The sequence below is a fragment of the Chryseobacterium sp. R2ACT005 genome, from assembly GCF_049949215.1.
Lineage (GTDB): Bacteria > Bacteroidota > Bacteroidia > Flavobacteriales > Weeksellaceae > Chryseobacterium.
Genome location: NZ_CP188192.1, coordinates 3,535,605 through 3,549,061, shown reverse-complemented (window position 1 = coordinate 3,549,061; position 13,457 = coordinate 3,535,605). Strand labels below are relative to the sequence as shown.

At 40.9% G+C, this 13,457-nt stretch carries 4 protein-coding genes, 2 tRNA genes and 3 rRNA genes; 8 read left to right on the top strand and 1 reads right to left on the bottom strand.

Annotated elements, in window-relative coordinates; all coding sequences use genetic code 11:
• Window positions 1-89: 89 nt before the first annotated feature.
• Window positions 90-2,957, bottom strand: a complete 2,868-nt coding sequence (locus ACPF63_RS16155) for a M16 family metallopeptidase (RefSeq protein WP_426480600.1) — start codon at window positions 2,955-2,957, stop codon at window positions 90-92.
• A 1,250-nt stretch (window positions 2,958-4,207) separates the two neighbouring features.
• Between ACPF63_RS16155 and ACPF63_RS16150 the strand changes: the two genes are divergently transcribed.
• The 8 genes from ACPF63_RS16150 (at window position 4,208) to kdpA (ending at window position 13,411) form a co-directional block, all read left to right on the top strand.
• Window positions 4,208-5,724 (top strand): 16S ribosomal RNA (locus tag ACPF63_RS16150).
• Between the two features lie 197 nt (window positions 5,725-5,921).
• Window positions 5,922-5,995, top strand: a tRNA-Ile gene (locus ACPF63_RS16145).
• Between the two features lie 83 nt (window positions 5,996-6,078).
• A tRNA-Ala gene (locus tag ACPF63_RS16140) sits at window positions 6,079-6,152 on the top strand.
• Between the two features lie 203 nt (window positions 6,153-6,355).
• Window positions 6,356-9,114 (top strand): 23S ribosomal RNA (locus ACPF63_RS16135).
• Window positions 9,115-9,257: 143 nt separating this feature from the next.
• Window positions 9,258-9,365: ribosomal RNA gene (rrf, locus tag ACPF63_RS16130) — 5S ribosomal RNA — on the top strand.
• The 16S, 23S and 5S rRNA genes sit together here with 2 tRNA genes alongside, the layout of an rRNA operon.
• Before the next feature lie 591 nt (window positions 9,366-9,956).
• Window positions 9,957-11,279 carry a sigma-54-dependent transcriptional regulator gene (locus ACPF63_RS16125; RefSeq protein WP_426480599.1) on the top strand — a complete coding sequence of 441 codons (1,323 nt, stop codon included), beginning with the start codon at window positions 9,957-9,959 and terminating at the stop codon, window positions 11,277-11,279.
• A 353-nt stretch (window positions 11,280-11,632) separates the two neighbouring features.
• Window positions 11,633-11,710 (top strand): potassium-transporting ATPase subunit F, encoded by a 78-nt coding sequence (locus ACPF63_RS16120; RefSeq protein WP_077415921.1) that lies wholly within the window; start codon window positions 11,633-11,635, stop codon window positions 11,708-11,710.
• A gap of 6 nt (window positions 11,711-11,716) precedes the next feature.
• The gene (kdpA, locus tag ACPF63_RS16115; RefSeq protein ID WP_180565276.1) at window positions 11,717-13,411 is read left to right on the top strand and encodes a potassium-transporting ATPase subunit KdpA; all 1,695 of its coding nucleotides are present in this window, start codon (window positions 11,717-11,719) and stop codon (window positions 13,409-13,411) included.
• Window positions 13,412-13,457: the final 46 nt, after the last annotated feature.

The window sequence follows — 13,457 nt, the reverse complement described above, 5'->3', positions numbered from 1 at the left end:
ATTATGAATTATAAATGATCACTGATCAATTATCATTGATCATTTATAAAAAACAAACCGCCCGATAATTCTATCGGGCGGTTTGTTTTTTAATGTCCGAAAATATCTTTCAGACTTACTTCTTTAAATGTTCCCATTTTATTGACGGCTTCCATATTCAGATTTTCTTTTTTACCGATAATGGCGGTGTTAAAATCTATGGATTTAACTTCTGTCTGATAAAAATGTCTGATATCTTCAAATTTCAGATCCTGAATCTGCTTGTAAATATCTTTTCTGAAATCATGATAAATATTCAGTTTCTTCAATCTTAATGTATTGAAAAATATATTATTTCGGGTAATCCTTGTTGAGGCGATCTGTTTCAGAGCAGCATTTCTGGCGTTCTCAAACTGAATAGGCACTTCAGGAAGTTCATTCATCAGTTCATTCATCGTATCCACAGCAATCATAAGCTTGTCAGGCTGAGTTCCGATATAAGTCGTTACATAATCCGGATGGTTGAGTTCCGAGTTCGCTGCATAAGAAACGTAAGCAGAGTAAGCAAGACTCTTACTTTCCCGGATTTCCTGGAAAACAATTGATGATAATCCCCGTCCAAAATATTCGTTAAATACATTGATCTTTCCAAAATGAAGTGGATTCACCAGATTTCCTTTTCCGATTTTGCTCATTTCCATCTGAACCATATCATAATTGATGAAATTTACATTTCCTCCGGTGGCAGGCTCTGGATATTGTTTAGCTTCCGGAATCTGAAGACTCTCAGTTTCTATATGCTGACCAATATATCCCTTGAAATTTTCAAAGCTTTTACCATAGAAGAATACCTGATATGGATATTTGAAAAGCTTTTTTATTCTGTCAGTGAAAACTTCAGAATTGCTGCCTTCAAGTTCCTCTTGGGAAATAATATCCGTAAAACGTGAGTGAGCACCCAATTTTGTATAATTGGTCAGCGCTGTCATAATACGGTTTTTATCTTTCTTAATGGCCTCTCTGTTTTCCAGTACAGTTCCCACAAACTGATTATAGATTTCCTGGTCTGGTTTTACATCATGCATCCAGTGCTGCAGAAGAGCAATTCCCTTTTCTATATTTTCTTCCAATCCGCTTAGAGAAATGATCAACTGATTATTTGTGGTTTTGAAATCATTGCTGATTCCGATTTTGAAAAATTCCTTTTTTAAATCTTCAGGCGAAAGAGTATCCGTACCCAGGTATTGCAGCAACTGAGTGGAAATTCCCAAATCTCTGTCATTGTCACTTCCAAAAGGAAAAATGAAATGAAGCTGTGCAATATCATTATAGTTGTTCTTTACAAAACTTAATTTCTTTCCGTTAAGCTGATCAGTGGCAATTTCTTTCTGATAGTCGATAAATTCCGGCTTAATATCCTCTGTCTTATCCATTAAAATCTCTTTTAAAAACTCAGACTGAGTATCTCTGTTGATTTTAACAGGGGTAATACCTGGATTTTCAACTCTGATCAACATGTCATTGACACCTTTTTCTTTATTGACAACAACATAATTTTCTTTGAAAAAATCCTTGGCAAAATTCACTATATCTTCCTTCGTAAAAGCAGTATATTCATCCATCTCATTCAGTTCCTGCTCCCACGTTATCCCTTTTATATAAGAATCGTACAGGGTGGTAGCAAGCCCTTCTGCTGTTTCAAGGCCTTTCATTCTCTGAATTTTGAAATCATTAATGATTGCTGGCAGCATCCAGTCTGGGAAATCGCCTTTCTTTATCAGTTCAATTTCCTCCAGCACCATGTTCTTTGCTTCCTCAAGAGTTTGGTTTTCCTTAGGTACAGCTACAATAGAAAAATATCCATATTGTCTTAACCCTACAGAAAATGCCTGAGCCCAAAGCATTTTTTGAGTCTGATTGATATGCAGATCCAGTAATCCTGCTTCACCCCTGTTGCTGAGGATATTGGCAACAACATCTGCAAGCATAGCGTCCCTTGTTCCATAGCTTTCTGTTCTCCATGCCAACTGAGTGCGTGGAGTAGTAGGGCTTTTCACTGTTCTTGTTACAATTTCTGTAATGGGCTGTTCAATAATCGGTGTCTTTTGCGGAAGCTCTTTATAAGGCAAGGTGCCAAAATATTGATCAACTAATTGAATGGTCTCTTCAAAATCAAGATCACCAACCAGCACCATAGCGTAGTTATTAGGAACATAATACTCATCAAAGTACTTGTGAATAGCCTTCATAGAAGGGTTTTTCAAATGCTCGGCTCTTCCAAGTGTTGTCTGTTGGCCGTTAGGATGCGTAGGGAAAAGAGCATCCATCAATTCATAGCTTACAAGTCTTGTATCATTATCCTGAGCTCTGTTGAACTCTTCATATACAGATTCCAGTTCCGTATGAAAAAGACGAAGTACAATCTCAGAAAATCTTTCCTTTTCTATTTTCAGCCACTTTTCAAGTTCGTTGTTCGGGATATTGTTCTTATATACTGTTTCATCAAACCAGGTATGCGCATTCGTTCCGGTAGCTCCCAAAGAAGAAATGGCTTTGTCATATTCATTGGCAATAGCATATTGACTGGCTTCCTGAGAAACTTCATCAATTTTTTTATAGATCTCCTTTTTCTTTTCAGGATCCTGTTCTGCTTTATGCTCTTCATACAGCGCTGAGATCTGGTCCAGAAGTATTTTTTCCTTTTCCCAGTTTTGAGTCCCGATTTGTGAAGTCCCTTTAAACATCATATGCTCAAGGTAATGGGCCAGTCCTGTATTATCAGACGGATCATTATTGCTTCCGGTTCTTACAGGAATAAAAGTCTGTATCCTCGGAGCATCAAAATTTTGAGCAAGAAAAACTTTCAACCCATTTTTCAAAGTATAAATTCTGACGTTATTTTCGTCATGTGTTATCGTAATATATTCGTAGTGGTTTTTATCAGTATGAACCGTTTCCTTATATTTTCTGTCTGTCATATAAAACTCATTTCACTCCTTAGAATCCGGAATGCACTACAAATGTATGAAATCAAAAAAAATGTTAGCCGCTTTTTATCACTATTACATCTATTGTTGTAGTTGAAAAGGTAAATCATGAGAATGAAATACCCATTGTAGAAAGGAAATAAAGGCTGCTACTGGTAATTTATTTTTATAGAATATCTTTTATACTATATAATAATAGGTATACCCTTTACTGTCCATTATTATATATGATCTTTTTCAGGAGCTATTTCCTGCTATCCATTCATACTCCTCGCGCCCGGGCTGTGCGATTCTCAAATCCGCCTGCTCTCCAACGCATGCTGCGGGGTACCCATTCCTATCAGGGCTAGGGGTGAGGTTAATGATGAATTATAAATTATAAATTATGAATTCCCCCGAATGAAATACCCTATACTAAATATACATCATCATCTGTGCAAATCTGTGTGATCTGTGGTTACCCCAATACTCATTCCATAAGAACGCACTATTATCCTGAGCGTAGACGAAGGGAGCCTGTTTTATAAAAGCTTCCCCCTGCACCTTTCCCCCAAACTTCCCTTTATCTTATATATAATAGAATGTATCTTTCATTACTCATTACTCATTACTCATTACTCATTACTCATTACCCATGATTCCCCTTTCACGCTCCAACCCTCAACCCCTCAAATTCTCCCACCCTCCAACCTTCCACTTGGAATCCCAAACAAATGTTTAAAATTTTTCTCCCTGCGTTCCAGTGTATTAGGGTTAAATATTACGGTGGTGTAAAATTTATGTTAAATAAAGTTGTTTTGCGTTGCAATAAGTTGTTATCTTTGCCCCACTGAAAAACGAGAGTAATACAGTAGCGCAGGAGAACTTTTAGATAAGCATAGACATTATGATACTTCAACAAGAGGCAGACAAAAAACTTTAATTTTTTTTATCAAAAAAAAGTTGCGAGTTTAAAAAGAGTTTGTATCTTTGCAGTCCCAAATAAAGGGAGCGCAGGAGTAGGGTGATTAAGGTTTAGGAGAGGGATTAAGGTTACTTAAAAAACTTTAAAATTTTCTTTCAAAACATTTGGTCATTAAGAAATAAAGTTTTACTTTTGCACTCGCAAATACGGAGCGCCACTGACAGAAGAGAGTGTTTCGTTACAAAGCGAAAGATATAAAGATCATTGACATACAATATAACAACCAAGTAAGGAAAAACTAAAGCGTAAAAAAACTTTGAGTGAGTCAGACAAACATACAATGGAGAGTTTGATCCTGGCTCAGGATGAACGCTAGCGGGAGGCCTAACACATGCAAGCCGAGCGGTATTGTTTCTTCGGAAATGAGAGAGCGGCGTACGGGTGCGGAACACGTGTGCAACCTGCCTTTATCTGGGGGATAGCCTTTCGAAAGGGAGATTAATACCCCATAATATTTAGAATGGCATCATTTTAAATTGAAAACTCCGGTGGATAGAGATGGGCACGCGCAAGATTAGATAGTTGGTGAGGTAACGGCTCACCAAGTCAACGATCTTTAGGGGGCCTGAGAGGGTGATCCCCCACACTGGTACTGAGACACGGACCAGACTCCTACGGGAGGCAGCAGTGAGGAATATTGGACAATGGGTGAGAGCCTGATCCAGCCATCCCGCGTGAAGGACGACGGCCCTATGGGTTGTAAACTTCTTTTGTATAGGGATAAACCTACCCTCGTGAGGGTAGCTGAAGGTACTATACGAATAAGCACCGGCTAACTCCGTGCCAGCAGCCGCGGTAATACGGAGGGTGCAAGCGTTATCCGGATTTATTGGGTTTAAAGGGTCCGTAGGCGGATCTGTAAGTCAGTGGTGAAATCTCACAGCTTAACTGTGAAACTGCCATTGATACTGCAGGTCTTGAGTGTTGTTGAAGTAGCTGGAATAAGTAGTGTAGCGGTGAAATGCATAGATATTACTTAGAACACCAATTGCGAAGGCAGGTTACTAAGCAACAACTGACGCTGATGGACGAAAGCGTGGGGAGCGAACAGGATTAGATACCCTGGTAGTCCACGCCGTAAACGATGCTAACTCGTTTTTGGGCTTTCGGGTTCAGAGACTAAGCGAAAGTGATAAGTTAGCCACCTGGGGAGTACGTTCGCAAGAATGAAACTCAAAGGAATTGACGGGGGCCCGCACAAGCGGTGGATTATGTGGTTTAATTCGATGATACGCGAGGAACCTTACCAAGGCTTAAATGGGAAATGACAGGTTTAGAAATAGACTTTTCTTCGGACATTTTTCAAGGTGCTGCATGGTTGTCGTCAGCTCGTGCCGTGAGGTGTTAGGTTAAGTCCTGCAACGAGCGCAACCCCTGTCACTAGTTGCCATCATTAAGTTGGGGACTCTAGTGAGACTGCCTACGCAAGTAGAGAGGAAGGTGGGGATGACGTCAAATCATCACGGCCCTTACGCCTTGGGCCACACACGTAATACAATGGCCAGTACAGAGGGCAGCTACACGGTGACGTGATGCAAATCTCGAAAGCTGGTCTCAGTTCGGATTGGAGTCTGCAACTCGACTCTATGAAGCTGGAATCGCTAGTAATCGCGCATCAGCCATGGCGCGGTGAATACGTTCCCGGGCCTTGTACACACCGCCCGTCAAGCCATGGAAGTCTGGGGTACCTGAAGTCGGTGACCGTAAAAGGAGCTGCCTAGGGTAAAACAGGTAACTAGGGCTAAGTCGTAACAAGGTAGCCGTACCGGAAGGTGCGGCTGGAACATCTCATTTTAGAGCGTCTAAAGACGATAAAAAAACAAAGGTACTTAAATGTACCATGCACTTACTTCAAAGTAAAGCTTTAGTTTTTTGTTTGGTTGGTTATATTAAAAATACAACACCCACTAGAAATTAGTATAGGGAAAGAGATTGAGAAATGAAGAAGAGGAAAAGTATAACTTACTTACTCATCCCCATAACTCATATAAAGTCTCGTAGCTCAGCTGGTTAGAGCGCTACACTGATAATGTAGAGGTCGGCAGTTCGAGCCTGCCCGAGACTACTAATTAAAGCGGCTGGCAAATAGCTTATAGCTTATGGCAAAAATGCCAGAAGCCAGAAGCAAATAGCCAACAGCAACTAGAGGGGGAATTAGCTCAGCTGGCTAGAGCGCCTGCCTTGCACGCAGGAGGTCAAGGGTTCGACTCCCTTATTCTCCACAGTTTTAGAAGACTGATTTAAAAGTTACGGATAGAGCCAAAAACAATATCTGTTCATCAGTTGGATAAAAAGAAATTAAGATCATTGACATTAACGGTAAAGACATCACAAAGAGATAACCGAGCACTTTCGAGTGCCGAGTTTATAAAAATATCGATAAATTAAATTTATCAAAAAATACTGAACTAATATAATTATTAGGAAAGAAATCGTTAAGGGCGTATGGCGGATGCCTAGGCTTTCAGAGGCGACGAAGGACGTGGTAAGCTGCGAAAAGCTGCGGGGATTGGCACACACGAATTGATCCGCAGATGTCCGAATGGGGCAACCCGGCTGGTTGAAGACCAGTCACCTCTAAGGAGGAGCAAACCCGGAGAACTGAAACATCTAAGTACCCGGAGGAAAAGAAATCGAAGAGATTCCGTAAGTAGTGGCGAGCGAAAGCGGATTAGCCCAAAAGCTGATATATGTTTAATAGAATGTTCTGGAAAGAACGGCCGTAGAGGGTGATAGCCCCGTATATGAAAGGCATATTTGAGTGATAAATGAGTAGGGCGGGACACGTGAAATCCTGTCTGAATATGGGGGGACCATCCTCCAAGGCTAAATACTCCTGAAAGACCGATAGTGAACAAGTACTGTGAAGGAAAGGTGAAAAGCACTTCGAATAGAAGGGTGAAATAGAACCTGAAACCGTACGCCTACAAGCGGTCGGAGCAGCATTAAGCTGTGACGGCGTGCCTTTTGCATAATGAGCCTACGAGTTAATTTTACTAGCGAGGTTAAGGTATTAAGTACCGGAGCCGGAGCGAAAGCGAGTCTGAATAGGGCGTATAGTTAGTAGGATTAGACGCGAAACCTTGTGATCTACCCATGGGCAGGTTGAAGCTCTGGTAACACAGAGTGGAGGACCGAACCGGTTGACGTTGAAAAGTCTTCGGATGACCTGTGGGTAGGGGTGAAAGGCCAATCAAACTGGGAGATAGCTCGTACTCTCCGAAATGCATTTAGGTGCAGCGTCGTATATAAGTTTATTAGAGGTAGAGCTACTGATTGGATGCGGGGGTTTCATCGCCTACCAATTCCTGACAAACTCCGAATGCTAATAAATGTTCTACGGCAGTGAGGGCATGGGTGCTAAGGTCCATGTCCGAGAGGGAAAGAACCCAGACCAACAGCTAAGGTCCCCAAATATATGTTAAGTTGAAGCAACGCGGTTGGACTGCATTGACAGCTAGGATGTTGGCTTGGAAGCAGCCATTCATTTAAAGAGTGCGTAACAGCTCACTAGTCGAGCGGTCCGGCATGGATAATAATCGGGCATAAACATATTACCGAAGCTATGGATTTGTACTTTATGTACATCTGGTAGGAGAGCATTCTATTTGCGCTGAAGCAGTACTGTGAGGTATTGTGGAGCGGATAGAAAAGAAAATGTAGGCATAAGTAACGATAAAGCGGGCGAGAAACCCGCTCACCGAAAGACTAAGGTTTCCTCAGCCATGCTAATCAGCTGAGGGTTAGTCGGGACCTAACGCGAACCCGAAAGGGGTAGTGGATGGACAATGGGTTAATATTCCCATACTTGCTCACACTAAAAAGGGGACGGAGTGCCGTACTTACTGGAGACTGACGGAATAGTCAAGGCCTAGCCTTCGGGCGAAGCTGCTGTAGGGAAAGTGCTTCCAAGAAAAGCCGAAGTGAAGCAACCCGTACCAAAACCGACACAGGTAGTCGAGGAGAGAATCCTAAGGTGCTAGAGTGAATCATGGTTAAGGAACTAGGCAAAATAGTCTCGTAACTTCGGGAGAAGAGACGCCATCAGCAATGGTGGCCGCAGTAAAGAGGCCCAGGCGACTGTTTATCAAAAACACAGGACTCTGCAAAATCGAAAGATGCAGTATAGGGTCTGACACCTGCCCGGTGCTGGAAGGTTAAGGAAGGTGCTTAGGGTTAAACCGAAGGCATTGACTGAAGCCCCAGTAAACGGCGGCCGTAACTATAACGGTCCTAAGGTAGCGAAATTCCTTGTCGGGTAAGTTCCGACCTGCACGAATGGTGTAACGATCTGGGCACTGTCTCAACCATGAGCTCTGTGAAATTGTAGTATCGGTGAAGATGCCGATTACCCGCAATGGGACGAAAAGACCCTGTGAACCTTTACTATAACTTCGTATTGACTTTGAGTAAGTAATGTGTAGGATAGGTGGGAGGCTTTGAAGCTTGCACGCTAGTGTAGGTGGAGCCAACGTTGAAATACCACCCTTTACTTACTTGGAGCCTAACTTCTTAATGGAAGGACATTGCGTGGTGGGTAGTTTGACTGGGGTGGTCGCCTCCAAAAGAGTAACGGAGGCTTTCAAAGGTACCCTCAGCACGCTTGGTAACCGTGCGTAGAGTGTAATGGCATAAGGGTGCTTGACTGTGAGACCTACAAGTCGATCAGGTGCGAAAGCAGGACATAGTGATCCGGTGGTTCCGTATGGAAGGGCCATCGCTCATAGGATAAAAGGTACTCCGGGGATAACAGGCTAGTCTCCCCCAAGAGCTCACATCGACGGGGAGGTTCGGCACCTCGATGTCGGCTCGTCACATCCTGGGGCTGGAGAAGGTCCCAAGGGTTGGGCTGTTCGCCCATTAAAGTGGCACGCGAGCTGGGTTCAGAACGTCGTGAGACAGTTCGGTCTCTATCTATTGCGGGCGTTAGATGTTTGAGAGGGCTTGATTCTAGTACGAGAGGACCGAATTGAACAAACCTCTGGTGTATCAGTTGTACCGCCAGGTGCACTGCTGAGTAGCTACGTTTGGAAGAGATAAGCACTGAAAGCATATAAGTGCGAAACTCGCCTCAAGATGAGACATCTTTTAAGGGTCGTTGGAGATGACGACGTTGATAGGCTACAGGTGTAAAGACAGTAATGTCATAGCCGAGTAGTACTAATTACCCGTAGATTTATAGCCTAATATGGCGCACGGAAGTGCAGCAAGGTTACCTCTTTGTGAAAGTTTTTATCGAAAATAACCAGGTAGCAGATGGTAGCTATTGGGAATCAGGTAAAACCTGTATCCTTTTATCTATACCGTGCAACCTTATATACCTTCTTTAGGGTGGTTTTAGCGGTGGGGCTCACCTGTTCCCATTCCGAACACAGAAGTTAAGCCCACCAGCGCCGATGGTACTGCGAAAGCGGGAGAGTAGGCCGCCGCCAGTTTTTATTTTATTTTTAAAAAATCCTTTATCTTATGATAAAGGATTTTTTTTTGCTGTATACCTATCCCATCCCCATCCCGAAAATCAATATATATATATACTGATGAATAATCAGTAACAGATAATGCATCAATTATCATTGATTACTTATCACTTATGATGGACAGCACCCACTCCAATTGTCACTCCGCAGGAGTCTCAACAATCCAAATCGTCTGAATTACAAGAAACCTGAAGATTCTGATAAATAAGCCTTGATTCCTAAGGAATGACATAATTGGAATAGGGTAGATATTTACAATTCAAGGTTTAAAATTTGATCAATTCGAGCCGAATCTCACAACTCATCATTCATAGCTTATAATTCATAATTAGCTTCCTCCCTAGCCCCGATAGTAATGGTTACCCCGCAGCATGCCTGAGAGAGCCAGTGGGATGCAGCGCAGGGCAGCCTGGCGCGAGGAGTATGAATGGATAGCGGGAGAAGGCTCCAAAAATATCACCAGTTGTTCACTAAACTATTTCCTTGTAGAAACCAGTTTTACTCGAATAAATTCAATAAGTTTGTATTAGTTTTCCAAAAATAATTATAATGTCAGGAAACATTCTGATCATCGATGATGAGATCAAACTCCTTAAGTTACTGGGAATGATCCTCTCCCAAGAAAATTTTAATGTAAAAGAAGCTTCTACAGCACGTTCAGCGATGACAATGCTGGAGCAATATGATTTTGATGTTGTTTTAAGCGATGTCCGTCTGCCTGATGCTTTTGGAGTAGAACTGATAAAGTCTATTAAAAGCAAATATCCTCAGCTGGAAATTATTCTAATGACTGCATTTGGAAATATCACGGATGCCGTACAAGCCATGAAGAATGGCGCTTACGATTATCTGGTGAAAGGAGATGATAATGAGAAAATTATACCATTGGTGTATAAAGCCCTTGAAAAGGTAAAGGATAATAAATCTAGAATGGTCCAGCAGGTTGTTACGAAAGGTTTTGATCAGATCCTGGGTAAATCACCTTTAATTCTGCAGGCTAAGAAATTAGCAGAAAAAGTGGCTTTAACGGATGCTGCTGTGCTTCTTACAGGAGAAACAGGAACGGGTAAGGAAGTCTTTGCCAGTGCTATTCATGAAGGAAGTGACAGAAATAAAAACAGCTTTGTGGCAATCAACTGTTCAGCATTTAGTAAAGAGATTTTGGAAAGTGAGCTTTTTGGCCATAAACAGGGGGCTTTTACAGGGGCGATAAAGGATAAAAAAGGGTTGATTGAAGAAGCAAATGGAGGGACATTATTTCTGGACGAAATTGGTGAGATGCCGATTGAACTTCAGGCTAAGCTGCTCAGAGTTCTGGAAACCAGGGAATTTATCAAAATGGGTGAGACGAAAGTTTCAAAGTCTGATTTTAGATTGATTGCGGCTACCAACAGAGATCTGGAGGTTGAAATAAAGCAGGGAAACTTCAGAGAAGATCTCTATTTCAGACTGAATGTATTTGAAATCAGTCTTCCGTCTCTGCGCAATAGAAAAGAAGATCTGAAAGTACTTGCGAAGAACTTCATTGATCTTTTTTCTCATAAACTTCACTTGTCCTCTGTTCAGGTGAGCTCAGACTATTATAAAGCGTTAGAAATAAATGACTGGAAAGGAAATATTCGTGAGTTGAGAAACGCTGTAGAGCGGAGTTTGATTTTAATGGATAACAATATTCTTGATGCTGAAAGCCTTCCTCATTATTCCGAGAAAGCAGTTCCGGAAAGTGATTCACTAAGCATTCGTTCACTGGAAAAAATACATATCCAAAAAGTATTACAGTACACAAAAGGAAATAAAGCAGAAGCTGCCCGTTTACTAGAGATCGGTATTGCTACGCTGTACAGAAAGCTTGAAGAATATGGATTGAAATAAATCTTTTATCATTTTAATAAAGAGCCTATCATTTTGATAGGCTTTTCTGTTTTTATATAGTTTGGTTATTTAGGTTAATGTATTGATATATAGATTTTTACTCGATTGTTTTCCAGAATGGACTTTCTTTTGGCATATAGTCTCTGAATAAAATATTTTAAAATGACAATTTCAAGAAAAACGTTTAAAAAACGGGAGCATTCAACTTTTAGTCTGCTGATTGTATCGTATGTATTACTGACTCTTTTAACCCTAATGATTAAGATATGATGCTTATAAGTTTAATTCTGCTTTTTGCAGTGTTGTTTTGGCTTTTATATAAATCAGTTGAATTTTTTGATAGAATATAAATTATGTGGAGTTTATTTTTCCTCTCAATACTTGCCTTTGTGTATATCTGTTATGTTTTAATTAAACCTGAAAAATTTTAATTGGTCATGAATACAGAAATTTTAGGCATTATAGCAATGTTTGCTGTCACGTTAGTTATCGGAATATTTTTAGGTAAATACATAGCTAATGTTTATGGATACAAAAAAACTTTCCTTGATCCGGTTTTTGAACCCATTGAAAAGTTAATTTATAAAATATCGGGAATCAATCCTTCCCGTCAGATGAATTGGAAACAGAATATGTATGCCATGCTGGCGATCAATCTGATCTGGTTTATCATTGGTTTTCTTCTTTTAATGAACCAGGCCTGGCTTCCTTTAAATCCTGATGGAAATCCGAATATGTCACCCGATCTGGCTTTTAATACAACTATTTCGTTTTTAGTCAATTGTAATTTACAGCATTATTCGGGAGAAACGGGAGTAAGCTATCTGAGCCAGCTTTATCTGATGTTTTTACAGTTTGTAACAGCAGCAACAGGGATGGCGGCAATGGCGGTTCTTTTCAAAGCTTTTAAAGAAAAAACAAGCACAGAATTAGGGAATTTCTACGATTTTTTCACAAAATCAATGATCAGAATTCTGGTTCCAATAAGTATAATTGTAGCTTTCATTCTTTCTATCAATGGAAGTCCGATGACTTTTGAAGGAAAGGATCATATGATTACATTGGAAGGTCAGAAGGCTGATGTTTCCAGAGGTCCTGTATCTGCATTTGTTGCCATTAAACATTTAGGCACTAATGGAGGTGGTTTTTTTGGAGCCAACTCAGCACATCCGCTTGAAAATCCTAATTATATAACCAATATGACAGAGATGGTCACTCAAATGATCATTCCTTTTGCATTGGTATTTGCACTGGGTTTTTATCTGAAGAAAAGAAAGCTTTCATGGGTGATCTTTACCGTAATGACAGTCGGTTTTCTTGCTCTTACCATTCCGAATGTTGTGAATGAAACAGGAGGAAATCCTCTGATTACACAAATGGGAACAGACAACAGTCTGGGAGCAATGGAAGGCAAAGAAATACGCTTCGGAAGTGCTTCATCTGGTTATTGGAGTATCGCAACTACAGTTATTTCCACAGGGTCTGTGAATTCTATGCATGACAGTACAATGCCGCTTTCAGGGATGAATGAGCTGCTTGCGATGATGATCAACTGTTTCTACGGAGGCTGTGGAGTCGGAATTCTGAACTATTTCATCTTTATCATTCTGGCGGTATTCATAAGCGGTTTGATGGTAGGGCGAACCCCGGAATTTATGGGCAAAAAGATTGAAGCCAAAGAAATGAAGATCGCGATGATTGTAGCTTTATTCCATCCTTTCTTAATTCTTGCAGGAACAGCTTTAACGGCTTATTTACCGGAATTTGGAACAAAAACATTGAATAATCCCGGTTTCCATGGTTTCAGTGAAATGCTTTATGAATTTACCTCTTCTGCAGCAAATAACGGATCCGGATTCGAAGGACTTGGAGATAATACCCCTTGGTGGAATATCTCAACAGGAATTGTGCTGTTACTATCAAGATTCATCCCGATTATAGGACCGGTAGCGATTGCAGGACTATTGGCACAGAAGAAATATATCCCTGAAAGCTCAGGAACGCTGAAAACAGATACGGCTACTTTCGGATTTATGACACTGGCAGTGATTCTACTGATTGCAGCACTGTCTTTCTTCCCTGCATTGACCTTGGGCCCTATTGCAGAGCAGATTCAGTATTTCTCAAAATAAATGTGAACATTAAAAATTACAATCAATATTAACCATTAAGGATGCT

Excerpts from the sequence above, each read along its gene's own strand:
- ACPF63_RS16155 (WP_426480600.1), bottom strand. The coding sequence starts at position 2,957 with ATGACAGACAGAAAATATAAGGAAACGGTTCATACTGATAAAAACCAC.
- ACPF63_RS16125 (WP_426480599.1), top strand. The coding sequence starts at position 9,957 with ATGTCAGGAAACATTCTGATCATCGATGATGAGATCAAACTCCTTAAG.
- ACPF63_RS16120 (WP_077415921.1), top strand. The coding sequence starts at position 11,633 with ATGTGGAGTTTATTTTTCCTCTCAATACTTGCCTTTGTGTATATCTGT.
- kdpA (WP_180565276.1), top strand. The coding sequence starts at position 11,717 with ATGAATACAGAAATTTTAGGCATTATAGCAATGTTTGCTGTCACGTTA.